The organism is Pseudoalteromonas sp. 68 DY56-GL68 (genome assembly GCF_041414825.1).
In the GTDB taxonomy this organism is placed as follows: Bacteria; Pseudomonadota; Gammaproteobacteria; order Enterobacterales; family Alteromonadaceae; genus Pseudoalteromonas.
The window spans coordinates 1-26,237 of the sequence record NZ_JAOCZL010000002.1; the positions used below are offsets into that span (position 1 = coordinate 1).

Annotated in this window: 20 protein-coding genes; all 20 read right to left on the reverse strand. The window is 39.9% G+C overall.

The genetic code is table 11. The features are described from left to right. Window positions 1-3,237 (reverse strand): DUF6531 domain-containing protein (locus tag NYF15_RS00300; protein ID WP_371352389.1); only part of this gene is annotated, 3,237 nt, incomplete at its 3' end. Further along, window positions 3,237-4,082, reverse strand: coding sequence for a hypothetical protein (locus tag NYF15_RS00305; RefSeq protein WP_371352390.1), 846 nt, complete (start codon window positions 4,080-4,082; stop codon window positions 3,237-3,239). The genes NYF15_RS00305 and NYF15_RS00300, both read right to left, overlap by 1 nt. Further along, window positions 4,079-5,095 carry a hypothetical protein gene (locus NYF15_RS00310; protein ID WP_371352391.1) on the reverse strand — a complete coding sequence of 339 codons (1,017 nt, stop codon included), beginning with the start codon at window positions 5,093-5,095 and terminating at the stop codon, window positions 4,079-4,081. Before NYF15_RS00310 ends, NYF15_RS00305 begins: the two co-directional genes overlap by 4 nt. A gap of 2 nt (window positions 5,096-5,097) precedes the next feature. Beyond that, window positions 5,098-5,388 carry a PAAR domain-containing protein gene (locus tag NYF15_RS00315; protein ID WP_130151802.1) on the reverse strand — a complete coding sequence of 97 codons (291 nt, stop codon included), beginning with the start codon at window positions 5,386-5,388 and terminating at the stop codon, window positions 5,098-5,100. Between the two features lie 25 nt (window positions 5,389-5,413). Beyond that, the gene (locus NYF15_RS00320) at window positions 5,414-5,770 is read right to left on the reverse strand and encodes a hypothetical protein (protein WP_062567649.1); all 357 of its coding nucleotides are present in this window, start codon (window positions 5,768-5,770) and stop codon (window positions 5,414-5,416) included. 3 nt (window positions 5,771-5,773) lie between these two features. Further along, window positions 5,774-7,627, reverse strand: a complete 1,854-nt coding sequence (locus NYF15_RS00325; RefSeq protein ID WP_130151803.1) for a type VI secretion system Vgr family protein — start codon at window positions 7,625-7,627, stop codon at window positions 5,774-5,776. Window positions 7,628-7,698: 71 nt separating this feature from the next. Further along, window positions 7,699-8,178, reverse strand: a complete 480-nt coding sequence (locus NYF15_RS00330) for a type VI secretion system tube protein Hcp (RefSeq protein WP_062567651.1) — start codon at window positions 8,176-8,178, stop codon at window positions 7,699-7,701. A gap of 226 nt (window positions 8,179-8,404) precedes the next feature. Beyond that, a complete protein-coding gene (tssH, locus tag NYF15_RS00335) occupies window positions 8,405-11,008 on the reverse strand; it encodes a type VI secretion system ATPase TssH (protein WP_130151804.1) in 2,604 nt (867 codons plus the stop codon). Between the two features lie 19 nt (window positions 11,009-11,027). Then, on the reverse strand, window positions 11,028-12,008 hold the full coding sequence (gene tssG, locus NYF15_RS00340; protein WP_062567653.1) for a type VI secretion system baseplate subunit TssG: 981 nt from the start codon (window positions 12,006-12,008) through the stop codon (window positions 11,028-11,030). Further along, a complete protein-coding gene (gene tssF, locus NYF15_RS00345) occupies window positions 12,005-13,831 on the reverse strand; it encodes a type VI secretion system baseplate subunit TssF (protein ID WP_237119167.1) in 1,827 nt (608 codons plus the stop codon). The genes tssG and tssF overlap by 4 nt, the downstream gene beginning before the upstream one ends. After that, the gene (gene tssE / locus NYF15_RS00350; RefSeq protein WP_062567655.1) at window positions 13,828-14,313 is read right to left on the reverse strand and encodes a type VI secretion system baseplate subunit TssE; all 486 of its coding nucleotides are present in this window, start codon (window positions 14,311-14,313) and stop codon (window positions 13,828-13,830) included. The genes tssF and tssE overlap by 4 nt, the downstream gene beginning before the upstream one ends. Before the next feature lie 17 nt (window positions 14,314-14,330). After that, window positions 14,331-15,098 (reverse strand): type VI secretion system accessory protein TagJ, encoded by a 768-nt coding sequence (locus NYF15_RS00355; RefSeq protein WP_371352392.1) that lies wholly within the window; start codon window positions 15,096-15,098, stop codon window positions 14,331-14,333. 2 nt (window positions 15,099-15,100) lie between these two features. After that, on the reverse strand, window positions 15,101-16,627 hold the full coding sequence (gene tssC / locus NYF15_RS00360; RefSeq protein WP_130151807.1) for a type VI secretion system contractile sheath large subunit: 1,527 nt from the start codon (window positions 16,625-16,627) through the stop codon (window positions 15,101-15,103). A 28-nt stretch (window positions 16,628-16,655) separates the two neighbouring features. Beyond that, a complete protein-coding gene (gene tssC / locus NYF15_RS00365) occupies window positions 16,656-18,149 on the reverse strand; it encodes a type VI secretion system contractile sheath large subunit (protein ID WP_062567658.1) in 1,494 nt (497 codons plus the stop codon). Continuing rightward, window positions 18,146-18,649 carry a type VI secretion system contractile sheath small subunit gene (gene tssB, locus NYF15_RS00370; RefSeq protein WP_062567659.1) on the reverse strand — a complete coding sequence of 168 codons (504 nt, stop codon included), beginning with the start codon at window positions 18,647-18,649 and terminating at the stop codon, window positions 18,146-18,148. The genes tssC (NYF15_RS00365) and tssB overlap by 4 nt, the downstream gene beginning before the upstream one ends. Before the next feature lie 12 nt (window positions 18,650-18,661). Further along, on the reverse strand, window positions 18,662-19,774 hold the full coding sequence (gene tssA, locus NYF15_RS00375) for a type VI secretion system protein TssA (protein WP_130152420.1): 1,113 nt from the start codon (window positions 19,772-19,774) through the stop codon (window positions 18,662-18,664). A gap of 176 nt (window positions 19,775-19,950) precedes the next feature. After that, complete coding sequence (locus tag NYF15_RS00380) at window positions 19,951-20,742, reverse strand: Stp1/IreP family PP2C-type Ser/Thr phosphatase (protein ID WP_130151808.1); 792 nt, start codon at window positions 20,740-20,742, stop codon at window positions 19,951-19,953. Continuing rightward, window positions 20,735-21,463 carry a type VI secretion system-associated protein TagF gene (gene tagF / locus NYF15_RS00385; protein WP_371352393.1) on the reverse strand — a complete coding sequence of 243 codons (729 nt, stop codon included), beginning with the start codon at window positions 21,461-21,463 and terminating at the stop codon, window positions 20,735-20,737. The genes NYF15_RS00380 and tagF overlap by 8 nt, the downstream gene beginning before the upstream one ends. Next, window positions 21,445-24,945: a type VI secretion system membrane subunit TssM gene (gene tssM / locus NYF15_RS00390; protein WP_371352394.1), complete on the reverse strand. Its 3,501-nt coding sequence runs from the start codon at window positions 24,943-24,945 to the stop codon at window positions 21,445-21,447. The genes tagF and tssM overlap by 19 nt, the downstream gene beginning before the upstream one ends. 10 nt (window positions 24,946-24,955) lie before the next feature. Continuing rightward, window positions 24,956-26,236, reverse strand: coding sequence for a type VI secretion system protein TssL, long form (gene tssL / locus NYF15_RS00395; RefSeq protein WP_130151811.1), 1,281 nt, complete (start codon window positions 26,234-26,236; stop codon window positions 24,956-24,958). Window position 26,237: the final 1 nt, after the last annotated feature.

Sequence of the window (26,237 nt, forward strand, 5' to 3'; positions counted from 1 at the left end):
GTAATGCGTGAGCGTACCGTTGTTGTTAAAGCTGCTTAATTGGTTGAACGCATTGTATTCACGGTGCGTTTTAATACCTTTACCGGTTTCACGAATTTGGTTACCACATTCATCATAATGAAAGTCGCTGTCGCCAAAGTGTGTTAGGCGGTCGGCCTCGGTTGCGCTTTGAATAACAGTATCATCGGTTAAGTTACTATCTGATGCCGCAATCGAATCACTATATTCGTTGTGAATAACATCATTTGTATACGCTGAATCGTTATTTTCAACGTGATTAATTGCATCGCTGGTATCAGGTTGCGATTCGGTTAATTCGCCATTTGTTAGTTTTGACTGGCTAACAGGGTTACCAAAGCTGTCCCACTGGTATTGGGTAGTCGTATCAACCTCAGCGCTTGCTAGGTTTTGCTTAATTAACTGGCCAAGGCTGTTGTATTCAAAATTAATGTTATGACTACTAACCCCTTCTTCTTTACGCGCAATTAACTGGTTAACACTGTCGTAATTGTATGTACAGGTATCGAATAGTGCTTGCGCAGGATGGGTTAACTGCTGCTGTGTTAAGCGGTTGAATACATCAAACTGTTGAGTAAGGGTGACCTCATTACCAAAGAGCTGTGTTTGAATGTTATTTTGGCTGTCGTAACCAAGCTCAACCAGTTTTGTTAAATCGCCACTGGCCTGTTTTACTTGAATTGCACTAAGCTGACCAAATTCATTGTAGTGATAATCAAGTGTTGTTGAGTCTGGCAGAGTGAGAGACTGTCTTCTACCATAGTCATCGTAGGTGTATGCAAGTTTATGTGTTTGATGTTGATTATGAATTTGCTCAACACTAATTAATCGCCCGCCCTTATCAAACGCTTGTTTTATCGTTGATTGCGCATTATGAGCTCGCGCTATTTTACCTTCTGCCGTGTAGGTGTAATGGTTAGCGTTATTAATGATTTGTTTGCCTGTGGCAAGGCTTGCGTGCTGCGAAATTATGCGGCCTAGTTTGTCACGCTTAATTTTTACATGGCGTTTATCGCTTTGTGTTACTGACACTAAGCGATTACAAGCATCATACTTGTATTGTTGTATCGTGCCATCAAACCCCGTTACTTGAGTCGGGTTTTCATTTGCATCGTAGTTTATACGGTATACATGGCCGTCACTGCGCTCAATTGCCGTTAAGTTGCGCTCTTTATCATAAGTTAAATGCAGTGCGCTGCCGTCGGGTTGAATAACACAATGCGGCTGGCTCAGCCCTTCAAAGTGTTGCTCTGTGGTATCGCCGTTGCTGTTTTGTGAGCTAACTAACCTACCCGCTTCATCGTATGTAAAGTATTGCTGTTGTTTATTTTCTGGATCATTTTGAGCAAACGCGGTGGTTTGCACAAGTTGCCCCTGCTCATTGTATTTATACTGAGTAAGCAGCCCTGCTTGGTTTATTGTTGCATTAATGCGGCCTAAGTTATCGTAGCTATAACGAATAAGCTCATTATTATGCTGCTTAGCAAGTAACTCACCATGCTCGTTCCACGTATATTTTAAAACATGACCGTTAGGCGTGATATGTTGCGTTAAGTTACCGTGTTGATCGTAGCTATAAAGCGCAATTCGACCATCTGCTAGGGTTTCGCTTTGCAGTAATCCAGAAGCACTGTACTTACGTTGGATCTTGTCGCCATTTGGCAAGATAGTTAACACTTGTTGGCCGAGTTGGTTATAGCCAAACTGAGTACGAGTACCATCAGGTTGAGTGACAGAGGCAAGCTGACCATAGTCTGTATAGGCATATTGAGTTTGATTACCCAAGGGGTCTGTTTGTGTCAGCTTTTGTCCAAGCGTATTGTATCCGTAGGTTGTGGTGTGACCGTTGGCATCCGTATGCTCAATCAATTTACCTTGTTCGTTATGAACAAAATGCTCTTGATTACCGCGAGAGTCGATACTGGTTGTCTTATTCCCTTGATACTCAAACTCATAGCAATAGGTATTGTCATCACCCCATTGTTTTATACATTTGGCATCGTAACCGTATGAATCCCACTCAAAATGATGACTAAAACCGCTTGCTCTGGTCCGCTTTATTAATAAATGCGCAGCATTGTACTCATAGCGCTCTTGCTCACCATGTTGGTTTGTTGCAGCAACTAAATTTTGCTGTTCATCGTATTCATAACGTGCCAGAGGCTGATCAATCAGAACAAGCTTATTGTGTTCATTTGTTCTATAAGCATGAACTGTTTTTAGCAGCCCTTGTTTATTATATTTTAAAACGCAACCACGTGCTTTATTCACCTCAATACGCTCTAAGCGCTCTTGAGAGTCGTAATAAAAACGTGTGCTCTGGCCTTTTTCGTTAATGATTTTTTCAAGTAACCACGCAGACTCGCTAGGCATGAACGTTAAGTGATGGTCATTCGGTGTTACCAACACTTGTTTGCCATTTGTTTTGTAATGCAAGGCAAGGTTACTGCTCAGCTGGTAGCTAGACTGGCCTGGTTTTACTTTTTCAAATCGATGAGTCGCACCATGTTCATCATGGTACTCTAACCAGTAAGTGCCTTTTTTCTTAGGGCCAACTTTTGGGGGTGGTAAGTAATGCTCTGTTAATTTCACCATGTAATCATGGCGCCAACCATTACCAAGCAATGAGCGTTGATTACACTTTGATGAGCGATACAAACGTCGCCAATTAAGTGGCTTATTCGCAGCGAGCGTAAAATCCACTAATGGCAATATTTCCTCGCCCGTCAACATTGAAACAGGGTCTGAACGACACTCTTGCTCTGTAATTGGGGTTTCACTGGCAGTGGCATTGCTTGCCCCCCCGCTATTACTTGCAGGTGCTTGCGTTGCCTTTTTACCACTACTTGAGCTGCTTTGTGATTGTGATTTTTTGGCTTGCGATGGACGAGTATTATCGCTCACTTGAATAACTGTTTTAGCTTTTTGTCGGTAACAGCTCACTGCGCCAGAGGTAAGCGCACTCACTAAGGCGGTGGCGGTTTCACGCGCAGATGCTTGCCTTGGACAATGAATACCCGCAGCTTGTAGTAGTTGAATGAGATCTAAACGTTTCGATGCATCACCACTTAATGCCGTGCCTAACTCAGCAACGTACTTGTACGCACTATCAGGCGTGCTAGTCGAAACAGGCTCAAAGCCACTGGGGGCTTTTTGCTTAGCTAACACCACACAAATTGGGTAGCTTATTCCTTGTAAAACAACTGCTCTGCTATCCATTAGTTGCACACTTCCTTACTTGTCCATAAGTATGACGCGACGGCTTGGTACTTGTTACTTTCTTGAGTTATCACTAACGCCTGAGACAAACTGTCATTATAAAATGGGCTGTTTGTCAGCGTTGCAAGATTGATAATCCCTTCTAATGCACCTAGTTTTCCTAATTTATAATTAGGTAATTGAAAAATCGTCTGTTCATTAATTTTGTTACTTAACACTGGTAAATAATTTAACCAGTCATCACTTTCTACGCCATTTCCTGGGGCGAAAATTATGTCTATTGGCTGCTCATTAAGCGATAAAACACGCTTTAGCTCCCCTTGAATAGGGTTATGCTTGGCAAGGTCTATCGAAGCAACCATCTCTGCTGATTGTAACACCCAACCAGTATTTATAAACTCAATATTAGCCGTGCATGCTGCAACACCTAAATAATCAAACTGTTCGCGCTTATTTGCCTTAAAAACACCATCAATGGCAATCACTGTTACATTTTCAAGGTTGTTCTCTTGAGCCAGCATTAGTGCTGAATGTATACCATGGCAACCTTCAAAAAACAGATGTTCTAAGGGCGTGCCAAAGCATTGCTGTAAGCTCGTTGCAAAAAGTGTTTTTAATTCACTTTGGAACGGCAACGCTGGCAAAAGCCACATTACAGTGCCATTTTGCGCGAAATCCGTTTTAAAAACAGACTTAGCTTTCATGATGCAGTCGTACACAAACGCATCAGTTGAATGCCAAGGAACTATACAGCCTTCACTAGAACCACCTTCTAATAGTAATTCTTCAGGACTGAGCTTATACGGCGTTTCAAACTGATCGATGTTAATTTTAAATGCACTCAATGAACACTCTCTTGATAGTTTTTACTATCCATCTTAAGCGCATTTAAAATTGCTAATACTTGCCAGCTTTGTTGATCAACACCTTGCTGTTTTACTCTATCAATCGGTTGATTTAATGCATAGCCATATACTAAAGTTTTGCCAACGTAATATGACTCGTGCTCAGGCCAATGCTGGTTAAACTGCTGTTGGAAATCAACGATTGCTTGCGCATCTGTTTGTGCTTGCACTTGAGTTTCATAGGTCACTAAATTATCTAATTCAGCCCCTAAACAACGCTTTATACCATTAATAAGTGGCTCTGCATCCTCAACATCCGATAATAACGACACAACTAACGGAACATATTTAGGCATGCCTGTATGTAGCATCACTTGTAACGCCTCTTCTCGAGACAGCGCTTGGCTTGCAAAGTTGCATACATGATTCACGCGTTGTTGATCTAGCAATAATAAATAAGCAGACATTAACGGTGAATTAATTAAATTTAGCTCAGCAAAATCGTTCGTGGTTTTAAACAACGCTTTTGTTGTTGGTAATTCTATAACGGCTTGTTTAAATGCTTTAAATAACTCAACATGCTGAGCAGACTGACTAAAGTAAATCGGCTTAAGTGCATCAAATGTCTGCGCATAAGCCGTTTGTGTACGACCACGATAAATTGCTAACTTTTCAACGAGTAGCTGTTTAACTGGCAGCTCTTTTTCGTCACTTTCATTTAACTGCGCTACGCACTCATGAGTTAACTTTTTAGGTGACGTTAATAACGTGACCAAGCATGCTTCAGCTAATGTGCTTGCTAATACTTCGCCAGTATTCAAGTCTCGAAGAGCTTGCAGTAAGTGGGCGGCTGACAATGTAACTTGCAGAATATCAGAATCGTAAGCATGAAGTTTTAATATGAGTTGCTGACGAGCTTGCATCAAATAGTCAACAGAATAAAAAGGATTCTGTTGTGCACTGTGTAGTTGATTTAAAGTATTTGAATGCGCTTTTAGCAACATAGCAAGCATGATTAACCACCGATCAACACGGTGGGATTACCAACGATAATTTTGCCGCCATGAGACGTTCCGTCGCCCATTCTAGCCGCTGGTTTTCCGTTTATTTTAACGGTAGATGATCCGCTATTGATGCTATCAGGAGGGCCAACACAAATCAGCATATCGCCTTTTCTTGCTGCTGGCATACTACCAATTAATACATTTGATGAACCCGCCACAATAGGGCCACCAACGTGAGGAACTTTTGCAGTTACTTTAGGACAAAGGTGCATATGACCAATTGTTGAAGCGGGTTTACCCATAACCTATTCCTTGTTTTCACATCCATTAATCGTACAGAGGGATAACTTGTAACTTATTAACACTCACAAGCTTCGCTAGCTCTTCTACGATGTCATCATAAGATAAGTCGTTTATGATTGAGCTGGTCTGTGTCGCATATTGATATACATAAGAAAGCACATTACTACTGTTCAAATTAGGATGAAGGTTATAAAAAAATTGCTCAGCAAAATAACCATCATGGCCTTTAAAGTAATCAATTGGCAGACTCAAAAAAGGATCATCCGGACGGTTTACCGATAAACACACTAAATGCGGTAAACCATAGCGACAATACACTGTAAAGCCGCTGCTAGCAGCTCCATGAACAGCACCTGTTTGAAAAGTTGTAATCAGTTCCATAGCTTAATTCAGCTTAATCATGCCGGCAGAGAGTGTAATTGCACTGCCATCTACTTTTACATTACTGCCTTTAATATCAATATTTGTGCCTTCAATGGCAATATTACCACTGCTGCTCATCGTTATTTTTGCTGAGCCCGTTTTAATAACGATTTCTTTTCCAGCTTCAATATTAAGTGTTTTACCCACTTTTAACGTGTCATTATCGCCAATATCAACCGTACGATTTACTTTTATTTTCGCGTCATCGTTGTTGCCAACTTCTAGAAAACGATCGTTATCAATTTTTTCTTTTTGATCGTTCTTTACATACAATTGTTTGTCTTTTTCTGCTTGCATGTAAACTAATTCGCTGCCTTTTTTATCTTCAAAACGCAGCTCATTAAAGTTATCGGCCCCACCTTCTTTTGTAGAGCGAGTTTTTATACCACTTTGTGTTTTTTCAGCAGGCAAAGCATACGGAGGCATTAGATCGGCGTTATAAACCGCGCCGCTAATAATCGGTTGGTCAGGGTCACCATTTATGAAGTCAACCAACACCTCTTGTCCAACGCGAGGGAAAAAGAATGCGCCCCATTTTTTACCGGCCCAATTTTGAGCAACCCTAATCCAACACGAGCTTTGAGAATCTTTTTTACCTTCACGGTCCCAATCAAATTGCACTTTTACACGACCATACTGGTCGATCATAATTTCATCGGCACTGTCACCCGTCACGATGGCCGTTTGTACACCGTTTATAACAGGTTTATTTTTAATATGGGCTGCACGGTAAGGCACATCTTTTGGAACACACTCAAAGTGGTTAGAAAAAACTTCTTCAGTTTGAGATTGTTGTCCGCCAGATTGGTTTGGCACCGTGATCGCGGTTAGCAATGAGGTAATTGCAAATGTTTTGCCCTCTAGACGCGGATCTTCATGCTTTTTAAAACTGAACAGTTTACCAACAGAAAAAGATCGGCAGTCACTTCGACCACTACTTAATTTCATATTTCGCTGGAGTGACTCTAGCTGCAGTGCCGCTAAATTTGCAGCACGAGGATGCGTTTCTGCTTCGCCTGTGTATTCAAATACTTCTGCAACCGACTGAGTGGGTAAATCAGCTTTAGCGTGATCACCATCTGGGTATCTTGGCGGTTGCTTAAAATCATAACCAATTCGTTTGTAGCTGCCAGGTGCTAAACTTAAGCCACCTTGCCATTTATTGACATGAGACTCGCTTAAATGGCCAGAGCTGAACACAACTTTAGCCTCTGCGCACTCTTCATAGGCAGTGATATCATCGGCAAGAACCAAAGTATGATTACTTTTACTGTGTTCGAAGAAGTAAAAAATCCCTTCTTGTTGTAGTAATCGCTGAATAAAGTCAAAGTCAGATTCTTGATATTGAACACAATATTCATACTTAGGGTACGTTTTAGTGGTGTTATCTTTGAATGCAACATTATGCTGACCAAATAAATCAGCAAAAATATCTTGAATGGTTTTCTTTTGAAAAATACGACTGTTTTTTCTGTTACGCATTGACGCTGCGTAAGGAACAATCGTTGCGTGATAATCAATATAATTCTTTTGTTCGTCTACATCAGCCGTGCGGCTTCCGTTAGATACCAACTGGCTAACAATACCATGAAAGTATCGCTCACCTGCACCGTCGGCATTTCGAACTTTTATGGAAACAGGCTTACCAACAAGATCTTCATGTGCGATTTGCGTCCCAATAGTAAACATATTCACTGACATCACAAACAAATCTGACATCGATTCTTGTGCGACGAGTCGAGTCAAATACAGTGCGTCTTTGCCTGCTGGGGTGTTTATCTGAATTACATTTTTATCTTGTGTTGCTTTTTGCATTCCTTGCTTCCTATTCCTACAGATCAAAAAAGCTCTGAGTAAAACTCAGAGCTAGTCGGTTTTGCAAAAAATTACATTTGCTGACCTTTAACGCCACTGTAACCATAAACAAGTGGTGCAGTGATGTTGTTTTTATCATCAGTAGGCGTCACTGTCATCATCATTTCAGTGTAGCTGATAGTGATAGTTTCAATTGGGCGATCGTTTTGAACTGATACAGAGTAGCTAGAAATCATTGCATCTGTTAATTCGATTTTCATGATTTCTTCAACTTTATCACCTTGTTTAGTGATATGGAAAACAGCTGGTAAGCCTTTACCAATAGTTGCTTCTTTGAATAAGTCCGGAGACGCTTTATCTTGAAGTTTAGTGATAGTTACATCGCCTAAACGAGTTGAGCTAGACTCACGGTCCATTGCTGTACCTGTGTGAGCTGAAATTTCACGACTTACATTCCAATCTAGTGATAAAACCGTGATTAAGTCTTTGAAAGACTCAGCTGTAGTTTCACCTTTAATTGAACCGTATTTTAAATATGTATTTGCTTGCATATGATAATGCTCCTTTTTAATTTATAAATTTTATCCATTAAACTGGATTATTTACTTTTGGTTACCCAAAATTCCTTTGAAATCACTATCTTTAACTGCGCAACGAAAGGGTCTTCTCAATCCTTTCCCTAGACGAAGACAATGTCTCAATGTTCCATCAATTAATGAAGACGGAGAAATTATAATCCGACTCAAAAAAAGAAACAAGAAAACTTATGATTAATAATTAACTTACTTTAAAATCAAAGTTACCATCATTAATAAATAATGATATCTCATTTAACTGCTCACCTGAAACTATGTTATCAAGTAATCTCTTCGATAAAAGTGGCAATACATTATTTTGCAACAATGTATGTATATTCCTAGCACCCGAACCAGAGTCATTGCAATTACTAACTATATAATCAATAACGCAATCAGAGTATACAAGCTCAGAATTATAATTATTCTTGACTCGCTTACATATTTTATTCAATTGCAGTCTTGCTATATCTGCAAGAGTGCTCTTACTTAGTGGAATGTAAGGAATAACATTTATGCGACCAAGGAATGCTGCTTTAAACACATCTAACAAATCATTTTGTAATGCTTTTTGCAGACCGGCAATGCTTGGTGCAGTCTCCTCATCCTCAAATAAGCTCATTGTGGTGTCGGTACCCACGTTTGAAGTCATGATTATGATGGTATTTTTGAAGTCGATATCTCTACCTTCACCATCTTTTATTGTACCTTTATCAAATACTTGATAGAAAATATCGTGAACACCTGGGTGTGCTTTTTCTATTTCATCTAACAAAATTACGCTATAAGGTTTACGACGAATAGCTTCTGTTAATACACCGCCCTCACCGTAGCCAACATAACCAGGAGGAGAACCAAGTAACAGCGACACTTTATGCTCTTCTTTATACTCAGACATATTAATGATGGTGATATTTTCTTCACTACCATACACTTCGTTCGCTAAAGAAAGCGCAGTTTCTGTTTTACCTACCCCGCTTGGGCCTGCCAACATAAAGATACCATTAGGACGGCTTTCATCGGCTAAGTGTGCTTTCGATGTTTGCACAACTTTTGCAATTAGATCGAGCGCATGGTCTTGGCCTACAACACGTTGTTTCATGGTATCAGCAAGTTTTAAAACACTGATAACTTCATCTTCATGCATTTTACCTACAGGAATACCAGTCCAATCAGAAATAACTTGGGCAATTAATTCATCATCTACTTGCCAATGCACCATATTCGAATCAAATTGTGCAAGGTTCTCTTTATACTGCTGCAGTTTCTGAATTTCCTCAGCGTTGTCATTGTCATCATCGTTAAGCGCAGTAAGTACTTCTTTTACGTCTTTAATTAATGACATTTCACTCTCAAATTGCTCTTTTAGAGGTTCAAGCTGCTGAGAGATTTGCTCACTTTTTTCGTTTAGTGTTGCAAGTATCTCGCTGTGATCAAGGCCTGTACGCTGTTCACGGCTTAACATAGCAATTTGAGATTTAATTTCTGACTGCTCGTTTTCTAGCTTTTCGATCGAGTTAGGTTTAGATGCTTGGCTCATAGCAACGCGCGCGCATGCAGTATCCAGTAAGCCGACCGCTTTATCTGGCAGTTGTCTGCCAATGATATAGCGGTGAGATAAGTTAACAGCGCTTTCTAATGCTTGCTCAGAAATAAATACATTATGGTGTTTTTCCATCACTGGCACTAAGCCACGTAACATAGCAATGGCTTTTTCTGGTGTTGGTTCTTCCACTTTAACGACTTGGAAACGTCTTGCTAATGCAGCATCTTTTTCGAAAAACTTCTTATATTCAGCCCATGTTGTTGCAGCAATCGTTCTTAACTCACCACGCGCTAGTGCAGGCTTTAATAAATTTGCCGCATCATTTTGACCCGCTTGGCCACCGCTGCCGATCATAGTGTGTGCTTCATCGATGAAAAGGATAACTGGGTAAGGGGCATTTTTAATTTCTGAAATAAGTGACTTTAAGCGATTTTCAAACTCACCTTTCATACCTGCGCCAGCTTGTAATAGTGCAAGATCTAAAGTATGTATTTTTACATTTTTTAATACTTCAGGAACACTTCCTTGCGCTATACGCAGTGCTAAACCTTCAACTACCGCAGTTTTACCTACCCCAGCTTCGCCCGTTAAAATTGGGTTGTTTTGTCTGCGGCGGGTAAGAATATCGACCATTTGGCGGATTTCAAAATCGCGGCCTAAGATAGGATCAATCTTGCCTGCTTTAGCTTGCGCCGTTAAATCAACTGTAAACTGATCCAGATTAGGTGTTTTCGATGACACATTTACCGGCGCATCGTGTTGTGTCTGTGAAGCAGGGTTTACCTCATTCGACTTAGTAACCAGTTCTGGCCAAGCATGTAAAAGTTGCCCTGCATCTATTTTATTGAACTCTTTACTACAACGGCTGACAACGCTTGCTAACGTATCGTCTTTCACTAGCGTATAAATAATGTAGGCACTGCGTATTTGTGTGTCTGTAAACTCAATACTTGTACTTAGCCAAGTTTGTTTCAATAAGCTTGTTACATGAATTGATAAACTAGGTGATGAGTTACACCCTGTTTTATGCGATTCAAGTGACTTATTTAAGTCGTGCTTCAGTTTATCTTCATCAATATCGTAAGCACTTAAAATGAGTCTAAGGTCATCAACTTGCTGTTCAAGCAATGCTAAAATCCAATGCTCTAGTTCAACAGTAAAATGGCTGCGGCTATTACAAATAGCAACAGCTAGCTCAAGACTTTTTTTACATTCAGGACTTAGCTTTTCAACTAGTTTATTTAGTGTCATGGTAGACATAATATTTCCTTGTATTTATTTATCCTTTAAACGACAACTCAGTGACGTTTCCCTTACGAACACCACTTTGCGGTAAAAGAAAGCTATTACAGCCTAATTGAAAACGCTCTTCTTTTAGTTGTGTTGCATCTAATTCATAAAAATTCGACTTAATAACCAGCTCATGTTGAACTTGATTACCGAGAAAATCTTTCGTTATTTTGTGTGCAAGATCGTATAAATCTCTGCGCGGCAAAAGACGCGTTGTTTGCTTTGCATCTTTTGGTTTAACAATCACTTTCACTTTTGTAGAAATATCCCATACTTGCTTTCCTGCCATCGCATCTACACCTAAACGCGCATGCTTTGCATTAAAACCCGTACTGGTTATTTGTGTTTGTTCGCTTTGTTTTAATGGTTGCCACTGGCCAACAAACTGCGCGATTTCAACATCACAATCGAGATAGAAAGCGAGAATATTTCGCAAATCAGCAGCATTACGTGCTCTTCGGCTAAATAAACCACCAAAATACAACTGATGCGGGGCACGACCACCGCTTAACAAAGATAAGATCTTTGTATGTTGGTCATGCTCTTTATTGGCAAAGTTAAGTGTGGGCTTATACTTCTTCCAAGCACGATAATATAAAGAGACTAAGCGATGATTAAACATGTCATAGAAATCACGCATGGTTGTGTCTTTAAAGCGCAACCTTTGCATCACCAACTCACTATAAAAATGAGGCAACGCACCAGAGCATCCCGTCATTCCCATAAATGAGACTTCCATATTAAATTTTGTGGCGCCTTCGTATGTTCCTGATGACTTTAGATTTGTGATCGCGTTGCCGGCAAAACCAAATTTTTGAGTGGCCGAAAAACGAATAAGTTCTAGCTTAGGATGACTGTCATAGCCAACCTTACGATACTGCTGCGCAGATTCTTGTAACTGTGATTCAATAATGAACACCGCTTTATAAAAATCAGTTTGAGTTGCACTGTGCAGTAACTTATCAATCATAGTAAAACCCCAGAACCAACCCGAGCAGGCCATTGATGGTAAACTCGATCTTGCTCTTTGAGTTTTAAACTCAAACGGGTGAAGCTATTAATTGAAGCAAATTGTGAGAAAAAACAATCTAAAACAGATGCAAAAAAGAATACACCACTGCCCGAGAAATCATCATTTGCAAAGGTAATTTCGATATCTGTGCCAGATGCAAACGCCACTCGACCATTTTGCACTACACGCGCCGTTGCAGGCTCAATTTTTACATTGTAGATATTATCGATCATGCCTTTTGATTGTGGCGTTGCTTTGAAATCATATAATCTAAGTGTTTCTTTCAACTTATCGACTGCGTTTTCACCGCTAAATGAATCAATGGTGAGGTGATTAATTAGCTGCCAACGCGTGCTACTTCCTAATACTGGTCTGACTGCGTGAGTAGGTGCCACTAAACACCTAATTTTTTTAATTACATCACCCCGTTTTGGCATAGACAAACCAAGCTCATCATCACCAAACGGTAAGCTTGCTGGCAGATTTCGGTTACTGCATTGAGCGCGCACGGTTAACACACTATTGCCTTCACTCAGCTCTTGGGCACTATTTTCAAAGCCACCATTAACCAAAGATAAATAGGTTTCTGTCCCCGCCTCTGCATAGCCGCCAGCCCATAAAGCGGTTTCACGGCGTGTATGCCAAAATAGATCTTTATGTTCTTGATATTTAGGGTGTGTTTGCCCATAAAAAGGCGTAACGATTTGTTTATTACCCTTATGGTCAAATGCCACGACTTCTTCAATGCTTATGATTTCAGATATTTCAGAATCGATATAACGTGGTGCAAGCTTGTACTCGTATTCACTTAGCTCAGGTCTGATCGGCTCAATTTCTTGTTCAAACATATTAATAATGGGTGTGCATCCCAATAAGAACATGTCTTTATCAACTTGTTTTTCTAGCTCTGTAGACTCTGTATCTAAATAGAAATACAAGGTCGTTGTGTTTGAATCACGCGGCAACACATGACGAATATTTTGTAATTCGAAAAATTTAAACTTTTCAGGAAAAATAAAGTGTTCAACCAATAACCTAAAGCCAGATGAAGAGCGTAATGAATAAGGCACTACAGCCTCATCGTGCTCAAAACCAACAGGCTTTAAATGCTCATTTGACAGATAGTGAACACCTTCATCGCCATTATCAACGGCAATACCAATACAGTGTTTGAATAATAATTCGTACACTTTTAATGAAAAATGCCACTGCCCATGTATAAATACTTTTAGATTATTAAGCTCAGTCTCATGCAGCGGTACTCCTTCGTACTCACCTGTGAGCTGTACTTTGAAAATGGCTTTTGCAGGCTCATTCCAAGTTGGTTTTGGTGCAATAAACGGACTATTATCAAATTGAGCCGCCGTGATTTCAACTGGCCAGAGGTTGGTGTCAAAGCAGCTTTTAAACTTACACTGCTTCATGTTTTCAACATTGGTTTCGACTTCACTTCCTCTCGGTATGACGATACCTGTTGTCGATAAGTTTTCTGACTCAAGCTTAATAACAGACAGTGAAGGGATAGGTGCTTGGTAATCAGGATAGAGCTGACCTAATAGTGCATCTGTAAGTTCAGGAAAACTATCATCAAGCTTTTGTCTGATGTTGGCTGTCAAAAACGCAAATGATTCAACCAACCTTGAAACATGAGGATCTTCAATCGTTTCATCACTGAGTTTTAGCCTTCCAGCAACCTTTGGGTATTTCTCAGCAAAGTCTTTACCTAAGTGGCGAACATACGCCAACTCACGGTTATAATATTTTAATAATTCATCATTCATAGTGAAGACTCGAAAATTTTCATGCCAAGGCTAACCGGCTCAACCTCAGAGTTAAAACTAATAAACTCAGGCTCAGGATCGGCATATAACAATGCATTTATTCTTAGGTTTAACACACGATTAATTGGCAACTCTTCGTCAACTAACACTTCAACTTCAATGAAACGCGGCTCAAATCGTAAAATGGCATCGCGTACTTTTTCGCACAACACGAGTCGCCCCTCATGAGAGCTCACAGACATACTCGAAAAGTCGGGGAGCCCATAAGATAAGCAAGATGTCGCAAGCTCAGTATACTGACTAGGCCATGTATGCCATTGAATACGAGCATTAAGCAAAGCTTCCATATCTCGTCGCACTGAATTTTTTAACTGAGATAGACTAATTCCATCCGTTCTTTGTGGCGACTCCTGAATTTCAGGCTCATCGTCAATTAAACGGTCTAGAATCGAAGCTTTGAGCGACTGTTTGCTTTCAATCATGATTATGCGAACACTCGTTAAGCGATGAAACGACCAAGGTCAGAAATAAGAATGGCTTCATCATTTGCATAAAACATTTTCATTCCTTTACCTTGAATCAAGTTTTCGCTTAATTCTTGCCATTCAGTCACTTGCCCTAGCTTCTCAAGCTCCGTTTCAGAATACGGGTAAACGAGAGGGATATGAGCTGTACCACTTGGGCCATTTTTGATGATAACTTCAGCGCGCAACCAAATTTGTTCAACAATTGAATCAACAGGTTCGAACTCAAGCTTTTCAATTTCATCAAAGCGAGCTAAATAAAACTCACCATTCGTTCCAAGTATCTCTAAATACGGATTAATCGAATCATCTAGGTCTCGGATGGCAGCTTGTTGATCTTCAACTGTGTTAGTACGAAGCTGCTCAACTTGCGCTGCAATCTCAGTAGCTTTATCAATATCGTTAGCTAGTAAGTTGATGTGCATTTCCAGAAAAGCTTCATCTAGCTCATTTGCATCATGAAATAACTTGGGTGCAGCTTTACCCGCGTAAAAGTCTTGTCTTGCCTGCTCTGCTCTAATCAGGTGTCTTAAATTAACAGCACCTACAGCAAATTCTGGTGACTTGGTTACCATAAAATCAAGCTGTTTATCTGCCTTTTCTAATTCACCATTTACACATAACAATTCCGTGTAGGCACTTCTGATGTCAAAATTAAGCGGATCATCTTTTAATTTTTCAGCACAATACTCAAGTGCTTCTTTTAATTTTCCGTTTCTGATGAGTGCATGGATCTCTCTCATTTTTATTCCTTTATTTGGTGGTGAGGACTGAGCTCAGTCACTAATTTGATACTCGATATCATTTGATCAAGTTGAAAATGCGGCTGTAGTTGCAAAACTGAAAAATAATGCCCTGGCCTCGATTTATTTTCGGTCACTCTCACTTTTGCATTCGCAAGAGGGTATTTACTACGAATATGCTCCGACGCGGAGTCAGACGCCGTAGTGTAATTATTCACCCACGATTGCAACCCTTGCTCACATGCTTGGGCTGTGCTGTACGAGCCAACACGGTCGCGGGCAAGTAATTTTAAATAATGGGCAAATCGTGACACACATAAAATATATTGCAGCATGGATGACAGGCGCGCATTGACTGTTGAAACTTCACTGTCGTAGTACTTAGCCTGTTGCACCGAAGCATTACTATAAAAAACTAAGTGCTCAGTATTCGTCACAGATGATGCAGGGATAAAACCCAGCTCTGAAAATTGTTTTTCTAATTTACTCGTTACAATTAAATCCAGCGGTGGTTTTGCTTCTTTTCTGTAAACATCTGTCGAATAATAGTTTTTCGTAAGCCCTGTGACGATGCCTTTGGAAACCTTACCTGGCTCAATGCCACGAATTTGACCAAACCAGCCACTTTCTGAGTAAGCACGAACAAGCGTTAATACAAACTGATAAGCTGCATTGCCCCAAAGCATTTCGGTTTCAGGGCTGGTTATTCGCTCTTGATAAGCAAAATCTTGGTTGCGAGTGCCATCATTTTTATAGGGGGCACGCGCCAGCACATGGGGTAAAACAAGCCCTACAAAGCGTGAATCTTCCATCTGCCGAAAACTTCGCCATTTAACATATTCAACTTGTTCGAATTGATTATACAAATCGAAGTAATAGCCAAGATCAGCAAAACTATCGGCACCGAATAAGTTTGCCGAAGCTGAACTTATAAAAGGTGAAAAAGAGGCAGCGGCTACTTTAGATATTTCTTTTAACGTATCTATGTCGTTATAAATCGTCCCTTTTGTATACCCATTGGTAATTTCATAATCACCAATAAGCACACCAAATGGCTCTCCACCTGGGCGGTCAAATTCATTTTGATAAATAAGTTGAAAGAAACTACTTTGATCAAAGTCGATCGCTTTATTTACATCACGAGATAGCGTAATCCAATCGCAATTAAGTACACGCAACTTCACTTTTTTTTCTTTGTCGTGAAGTTCGGTTTGTCCTACTAACCACCACAAATTACGCCAACTTGCTTCTAAGCGTTGTAATTGTGGGTGATGTAAAATTTGATCTAATTGCTTAGATATAAGTGCGTCTATTTTGACAATGGTATGTTGTAAATATGAACCAACTGATTCTTTGTTCCATATTAATGGTGAATCTGATGAGCCTTCAAGCCATAGCAACAGTGCCTTATAGGTGTCTTTCTCATTGAGAAAACGTTCCAATAAAGCACTGTTATCACAAATATTAGATGCTGTATTGCGATTCAATACAGCATCTGATTCTATGAATGAAAACTCTTCAGAGTTCATTTTGCATCATCCTTAATGCACATAGGTATTAGCCAATCTCAGGGATCTTCGCTACTAATCTTAGTGACGAAGTTAGCTCTTCCATTTGCAACCATGGACGTAACCACGCAACTGCGTTGTACGCACCAGGTTGACCTGGTATTTCTTTTACAGATACTTTTGCATCCGCTAATGGGTAACGCGCACGGATATCTTGACCACCACCCTCAGTCGCATTCACGTATGACAGGATCCAACGGTTTAACCAAGACTCAACGTCTTCTGCTTCCATGAAACTACCAATTTTATCGCGTGCCATTACTTTTAAGTAATGAGCAAAACGAGATGTTGCCATCAAGTATGGTAGACGTGCTGAAATTGCAGCATTTGCTGTTGCATCTGGCGTTGAGTAAACTTGTGGCTTCTGACAAGACTGGCCACCAAAGAATACCGCATAATCAGTATTCTTATAATGACAAAGCGGTAAGAAACCAAGTTTGCTTAGCTCTGCTTCACGACGGTCAGTAATACCGATTTCAGTTGGACATTTAAGATCCGGATCACCATCATCACTTGTGAAAATATGGGTTGGCAAGCCTTCAACTTTACCACCACCTTCCGCTCCGCGGATAGCTGTACAGAAGCCATACTGAGAGAACGCTTTTGTCATGTTGGTCGCCATTGCGTATGCCGCATTACTCCAACAGTAATCACCGTTATCAGTATTCACAGAACGGCCATCAATCGGATCAACTGTGAACTCTTCGAAATTAAACTCTTCTACTGGCTTAGACGCCGCACCGTAAGGTAAGCGAGATAAGAAGCGTGGCATAGTAAGCGATACAAAGCGAGAATCATCGCTGTCTCTGAACGAGCGCCATTTAGTGTATTCAAGTGACTCAAATACTTTTTCTAGATCTCTAGGCTTTGTTAGCTCTTCCCAGCTGTCAAAACCGAATAAAGAAGGTGATGACGCAGAAATAAACGGACAGAAACCTGCTGCTGCAACATTAGACATTAAGCTTAATGTTTCAACATCTTCTGGGTGATTTGTGAATTCAAAGTCACCAACAATCGTGCCGTAAGGTTCACCACCTGGTGTACCAAACTCTGATTCATAAATCTTTTTAAATGTCTGGCTTTGGTCAAACTCAACCGCTTTACTTAAATCTTTATGAAGTTCTTTTTTCTTCATGTTAAGCACGCGTATTTTAAGCGTTGAGCTGGTCTCTGAGTTCATCACTAAGTGACTTAGACCACGCCATGAACCTTCAAGCTTTTGAAAGTCTTCGTGGTGCATGATGACGCTGAGCTGTTTTGATATTTTTTGATCAATCAGCTGAATGGCTTCATTAAACGTCACTGTCATGTTTTTATTCCATTGCACAGTGCCCTTCAATGCTTCTTCAGTTAGCGTACGTAATAACTCTTCAGCTCTGCTTGCATCAGTTTGTTTTGTTGCGCCAATCGCTTGCGTTAATAACGACGCCGACTCAGTTGTTGCTGTATTTTCTACATCTTGTGCTAACGTTTCGGTGCTCATTTTTCAGACTCCTCAACTTTTAATTCCTTCGCAATAGAGTCAAGACTCGCTGTGTTGCTCAGTACTTCTTCTAACACATTCTCTAACTCTTCAGAGCGGTCAATCTTTGTCATTAAGTCACGTAACTTGTTGCGTGTTTCCATTAGGTTACGTAGTGGTTCAACTTGGTTAACAACAGCCGCAGGCTCAAAGTCATCAATCGTTTTAAAGTTCAGATCAACACTGAATTGTGAGCCATCATCCGTTAAAGTGTTGTCTACATTTAACTGTAGCGAAGGGCTCATTTTCTTTAAAACATCATTGAAATTGTCACGGTCAATTTGAATAAATCGTCTGTCTTTTAATGGCTTTAATACTTCTTTATTGTGGCCAGAAAAATCACCCATTACACCAACAACAAAAGGGAGTTCTTTTTTTACAACTGCGCCTTCAGTTTCTACATCATAGGTAATGTGGACTCGTGGTTTACGAACACGTTTTAATTTGTCGTGGATACTCATTCAAAACTCCTTTTACTCGGTTTCTGTTTCGCTAACTTTGATGCCAGACAGCTTAAAGTATCCAGTCCTAGCATCACTATCGGTTATTAATTCATTTAATAGCTCTGGTAACGACAATTCGCTCCATCGAATAACTTGCTCAATGGTATAAGACATAGGTGAATGTGGTTCTGTCTTTCTAAAGTAGAGAGCTATTTCTTGTAATTTTTTAATTGCGCCTTCACGGCTGGTGATTGCACCATTATCACTTTTGCTGGTGCTCGCAGAAGATGACTCTTGAGACTCATCTTCCTCAGCAATATCTTGTTGTTCTTCTAAAACTTGCTGTTCAAGCGCAGACAGCTTATCTGCACCAAGATGAAGTACAGCATTTAAGCATTGTTCAAGCGCTTGTTTAATATAAGAAGTTGGCTGTGATTGGTTTGTTGCTTTATCAAGTGATGCACTCAGTTGTAAAAACTCTGTCAGCGCATTTTCAATGCCATTCTTTAAATCAACAAAATACTCAACGGGCGTTTCTTGGGCGCCTTTTTCGATGACATCAAAATCAATAGCGCCTTGCGCTATTTTCTTTTCACGTTTTTCGTCACTTAACCTAGAGGTGTCGTAAGCTTGTTGATATTCCCAGAAAGTAAATGGTTCATAGTTATGGCTTTCTGTCAGTGGAATACTTTTAATAGGGATAATTAGCGCACCTTCACTCGCAACACCATTTAAACCTATTAATGCAGAGACTTTATCGGATATCTCATCGTCTTCATCCAGTAATGGGTATAATTCATCGAAATGATTTTCGATTAGCTCATGCGCGGCACGAAAAGCAAAGGCTAAGCCTTTGAAACCGTGTACTCTACACATTGCTTCAATGAACCAAGCTAAGTATTCAATATCTTTACTTTCGGTTTTTAACGCATTGCTACATTGGTCAAGTAATGGCAACCAATCACGTGCTATAGATGCAATTCCTTCATCATCAACAAGCGCTAAGCGCTCAGCTGCACGCAACTGATTTCTTAAATCTTTCAGAGAATAATACGTTGATGTTGGAGACACATCTGAGCGAGGTTCAATACCCGCAAAATGCTCTTCTGAGATAGGGGCTATATATTCTTCAAGTGTGAACATTCCATTGCCTTTATTACCTTCCATTTTACACCTAAAAAAGAAACGATATGGTATATTACATTTCTTATTTAAGATTACAAGAGAACATCGCTCTTATAAATACACAATTTCAATTATAACAACCAAAATAAATAATAAAACCATATTTATGATGGAGTTAATAAAAATAACAAAACTTACTTTCTTGACAACATCGGGATAGTCAAATCATCAAGCGTTAACTTTTGATTAGCACAAGAGTTAACCCCTTCATTCTTCACTAAAATAAATGTCACATTATCTTTTGCGCCACGCACAAGCGAAGAGTGAATTAGTGCCATGCCAGAATCAATAATATTTTTTGGTTCTAACGCAAGACTTATCTCTGAGTCGTTCAATTCTCCAGTTAAGCCATCCGAACAGAGCAAAAAAATGTCTTCGCTGCGCAAATCACCTTCTTTAAAATCAACATCAACTTCATCTTGCACACCTACAGCACGTGTTATCACATTCGCTAAAGGGTGATGCCTTGCTTCTGCTTCAGATAAAACACCTTCATCTATAAGGTCATTGACTTGACTGTGGTCCCGAGAGACTTGTGATAAGCCGCCGTTACGGTATAGATAAATGCGACTATCACCCACCCAAAGTACATAGTATTTGTCATCCTTCAAAAGCAAAACAGTGACCGTGCTCCCTGCGGTTTTATTCGATAGGTAGTCAGTGCTGTACTCAAACAACTTTTGGTTTGCTTTTTTTATCGCGTTAATAAGGATGATTGTTGATATGGAAGAAGCTGGTAATGATTCAACTTCATTCTTAATAACATCAACAACCATTTGGCTTGCAAAATCACCAGCCTCATGGCCACCCATACCATCAGCGACAACCCAAATATTAAACTTATTTAGCTCAACATAAGCATCTTCGTTTAACTGCCTTACTGCACCTCGATGAGACACCGCATAACTTGTATAATTTTTATTCACGCTCTCTTACCTGAGTATAATTCCACTCCCAATGCTGCCATCGGCCATCTAGCATTGCTGCAACCTGATTAACAGGCGGTAATCCAGCAGTAATAAATACCACTGGTTTAATGTTTATCGAACCATGTGTCCACCAAACACTGTAATCGCCATACTTACTTGTGAGTAAGCTATGTAAAATGTCCTCTAATGATTCGTCGCCAAGCTCAACCCCTTGAAACTCAAAAGCTATCGCTGATTTATTCTCATCTGGTGAAGTATGCTTACTAAAACGTTTTTTCACCACAGGCGTATTTTGTAATGTACCCAGCACTTTTTTACGCCACACACTTAAGTCAACGCTCTCTTCAAGCACTGATAGCACCGCATCTTCGTACTCCAATGAAAGCAAGTTTGAATGTAAAGCCTTCATTGGTAACTGCTGCGTGTCTATCACGACGGTAAACGGGTAATGTCTGCCAACGGCATCAACACTTGGCAGTAATGTGCCTACTTTTCTATCCTCAGTGACAACATTTTCACATAATGCAAAATGCCATACAGGACTGGTCAAGTATCGCTCCTGCCACTGTGAACCGAGCTGCTCTTTGCTTACAGCAATAGCAGCTTGTAACCAATGTTCCCAATGCTCACTAAATTGCTGACAAATACCATCTTGGACAAAGTCGCCCAGAAAGGGGACCTTACCCAAGTAGCCTAACTTTAAAGCCTGGTCGGACATGAAAAACTCTCTATACTTGCGTTCCAGAATGGATGTCTAATCGATTTCGGCAGTAACTCAACCGTCGCATTATTTCCTTGCAATGAAAATTGCAGCTGCAAATCCTTTTCTGTCTGTGCTCTTTTCGCCTGTAAGTCGTCTAGCATACGATACAAAGACCATTCACCTTCGTAACTGGCATTAATAGTGCGTCCTCCATATGGTGGAGTAAACACAATACGGGTTTTATTTTGAGCGACATCACCAGGCCAAACGATGCTTTTAACTTTAGGTGGACCATGACGATAAATCATTGATTGCCCATCTATTTCTAGCATGAAACTGGAAACTGTTTGATCTAACTTTAATGGTTTTAAACCAAATTCAATGCGCGGTGTTTTGCTGTTACCATCAAAAAATACTTCGCGAATTTTGGCGGCTTTTTCAAACATTTCTAATGCTGACTTGCTTACACCAATATTCTTTTCGAATCGCCAAGGGCTCTTACTGGTGTCGACACTTGGTGCAATATAAGTATTAAAAAAGCTATCGATTGTGCCATCTGGGCCAAAAAAGTCTGAGAAATCTTTAAGATTTACTTCTTTAGATGAAGTCGAAACAAACGGATAACGACCAACAATTGCATCGTTGTACTCGCGTAATACAGTACTTTTCCATATTTCATTCAAGTGACGATTTGCACTGCTTCTGGTTATATTTGATGTATCTTGACTGATATTCAATAACCAGTTGTTCGCAGGATAAGGTAACCCTTTACTCTGGAACTCTAATTGACTAAGGAACTCAGGCTTACTCTTACCACTTAATTGATTTTTTACAGATGATTTTAGTAACCCGCCTCTATCAAGTTGATTTAAGTAAATATTTAACTCTCTTAAACTTGCTTGAATCTGTTCAAGTTGCTGCTCATCAATTTCTAAAATATCACTAAAAGCTTCTTCAACCTGATAACCCGGAAGCTTTATATCAAACTGTGGTGCTTCATTTGGCAAATAGCGCTTAAGTCTATTAGCCTTAGTATGCATTGCAACTTCAGCAGCATTCGCCGCAACCTTACCGGCTGCTTTTTGATTTTCTGAGATAGGTAGCTTCGTTAAACGCACATTCTTTTGTACTGTGGTAATGATATTTTTTATTGGGGTTTCTGGACCCGCTAACACATCAGTAACTCTGACGCCTTCATTAGGCGAGTTAAACTCATTTAGCGTAAGCTCATTAATAAACGAGCGCCAATAATAGATGTAATCTTGGAAATATTTCTGTTCAAGCTTTTTCTCTATATCTGCTTTCGAAATATCATAGGTCCCTGACGCTTCTTCACCATAAACCCAGCTACTTGCCATCAAATTACCCAACATCTTACTTTTCTCGACATTGAAGATGCCATGATAGCCATTATAGGTGTAAAGGCCTGGAATACTTTTCATGATTGATTCTGAGTTTTGGAAGCTAAACTGTTTCGCACTTTCATAGCTGATAATGTCAGTTAATTTGAAAGGTGGAATGCTGCTGTCGATAAAGTCAGCTTGTAACCTTTGATAAGCACGTTCAGCAATAGGTAACTTAGTTAACTCAGCTCGCGCTAATCGTACGGCTTGATGATCAATTTCTGATTCAGAGAAACCATGCTCTAACAATGCTTTTGTATGCTCAAATAATTCAGCACGCGTTTGGAAATTAACATCACCTGGTAAGTTTCTCTCGTAATATGCACTAAACCAAGCAAGCACATCTTCATTATTGTAATGCTCAGGTTCAAAGAACATTAAATAACAACGTAAGGTTTCGTAGAGATAACTTAAATAATCAGCCTGCTCTGTCATCTCAGAGGTAAGTGCATTTAATAAGTAAGGCTCTAAGTATGTTTTTAATGAACGTATATATGCTTTCTGTGAAGCCTCTGTAAGAGGTTCTACTTTACTAAAGCCATACGCTTCAAAATCATCGGCTTCTAACTGATTAACAGGGAAATTTTTAAGCATATTAAAGCGCTGATTTAGCACAATTAAATTCGCTTTATCGACCGTATTTTGATCAAGAGCTTGATACTCACTGAGCGCATTATCGGTTTTACCGATAAGCTCATTATTCCACGAAAAGCTCACATACCATGAAATACTCAAGCCTAATAAAACGACACTCGTTACGACTAAGCAAGATATACGTAGCCACTTGTTCTGCTTTTCATGGTGTTTGTTAGTGCTTGCTAAGTTTTGCTCAGGAAAAATGACTTTTTCTAATAAGCGTTTAATAAAGAAACTTCTTGTTTGATTGATATAATCTTTCTTTACCGAACTTTGCTCGTTTAACAGGTTTGAAGGTACGCCTTCTTGAGTCGAACTTGTTAAATAAACACCGCGGAAAATTGGCAGACTTTCGTATGCATTAGGTGTGAAAATTTCTTTTAAGAATGAGTAACCTACATTTTGTAAAACACGAAGCTGTTTAGGAAACTCAAAGATCTTCGATCTATTCGTTAGATCATGTTCATTGATCAAACGTCGATTAAGTAATGTTGTTAAATTAGAGATAAGCGCGTGAAACTCTTTATTAAATGCATCCATTTGATTGTCAGAGTTAGCATCAAGTTCGAAGGTAACACCCCAAACCTGCTCACACTCTTCATCGCTGAGTTCACAAAAGAATTCTCTAAACCCTTCAATTAGGTCAACTTTTGATAAAATAACATACACGGGGAATGTCATTCCAAGTTGACTTTGTAGTTCTTGTAAGCGCTGTTTAATGGCGCGTGCGTGTAAGTTTCTCTCTGTTTTTGTTTGGTTCATTAATTCAGAGATGCCCATACTAATCACCACACCATTAATAGGTCTTTTCGGGCGGTACTTTCTTAATAAGCCTAAAAACCCTTGCCATGCTTTCGCATCATGTAGAGCATGACTATTTTGTGTTGTATAGCGCCCTGCAGTGTCAATAATCACGGCTTTATTGGTGAACCACCAGTCACAGTTTCGCGTTCCGCCAACACCATGCACTAAATCAGTGCCAAGCTTATCTTTTAACGGAAAATCAAGACCTGAGTTATTGATGATATTTGTTTTACCAGCACCAGGAGGGCCAATCATGATATACCAAGGCAATTGGTAGATGTTTCGTCCATTGAATAACTTGGCATTCTTAAGTAATTCAATCGCCTCAACCATACGTGCTTTTAATGTTTTGATCTCCTCTTGGATTTCATCACCAGCACCTTCATCAACCTCAATTAGTTCTTCGGCCATGCTTTCGTTGCGTTTATTTTGCTTTCTTAGATGCAATAGCTTGGTTAAGGTATAAATTAATAGAATAGCGAGTATCAGAATCGCGCGTGCCGCAACACTTGCCAAAGGAGTGTAATCAGCAATAGAGATCAATGGACCGCCAAACCAGATCAATAAGAAGAGCGCTATAAAGCCAATTACAATCATAACTTTACGAGAGGTAAGCGCGTACATAGCACGCTTGCACTTTTGAATAAAACTCATTGCAACTCCATTAAAAAAGTAAGTCGATTTCAATTCTGCGATTCAATGCTTTCTGATTTGAATCGGCATTACTCACCAAGGGCTCCGCAGAACCTCTTCCTTCTGGCCATAACCTACCCATTAAGCCTGTATTTTTGGCCATAGAGTTTGCAACTTGCGTTGCTCTTGCTAATGACAGATGCCAATTTGAGGGGTACTGGTTGGTACTTATTGGACTGTCATCAGTGTGACCTGTTATTAAAATTTTACCTTTTGTGCCCTCAAGGCTCAGCGCAAGCTTTTCTAATATTGGTTGGAATGAAGGACGTAACGACGCTTCACCAACATTAAAGAGGCTTTCGTTATTAATGGTAATTCTAATTCGATCCGATTGACGCTCGATACTAACTACACCACGTTGTATTTCGGTGTGCATTAACTGCGTTAGTAGATCAAGCTGTGTATCTTTCGTGTCTTCGGTTTGTGAAGATGAAATAGGATGTACTAAATTTAAATTATCCGTTGTCGTCGCCACTTTTTCATTCAAACGCATATTAAAAAATAAATACACGGCCAATGTGAGTAGGGTCAAAACAGATACAACGACCCAAAGTGGGATCTGGTTTCTTAACTCCATACCGGCTGCAACACGGCTCTTCCAAGACGGAGTTAGGTATTTACTTTGAGGTCCATCTAGTTGATTTAAAATGTGGTATACGCGATTTCGATAATCATCTATCTTACTATCGCCGCCGGTATCAACCCGATACTTACCTTTAAAACCTAAATTTAGACAGTGGTACTGTAGTTCTAAAAATTCTTTGTTTGCTTCAGGGTGTAGCAAGGCATCATCTAGCAGAGTGAAAAAGTATTCTCCGCCAAACGTCTCTTTGTGGAATGTTGATAGTAAACTTTCTTCTGCCCACTCCAGTGAGCTCCACTTAGCATTTAACGCAGCTTCATCCAGTGCAGCACACAAACAATATCGGGCATTATTTATCACTGACAAATCGATAGATTTGGCACGCAAAGTACTTTCAAAACGTTTAATCGACTCAATGGCTCGGTGCTTCAAGGCCGCTAAATTTTCAACTTCCGAAGATTGGTTGATGAAAATCACTAAAGAAAAGCAGTCATTAGCGGCTTCAAGCAAACCATTTTTGAATATTGAAATATTATTTAAAGGTGCACTTCCACTTTCAGATTGACTCAACGATACGACTGTTTTATCTGAATGCGATTTTGAAGTATTTGCATCCTCCATGCCTCGGCTCAAACGACCTGGACGTGGTTTAATTATTGTTTCATCCATT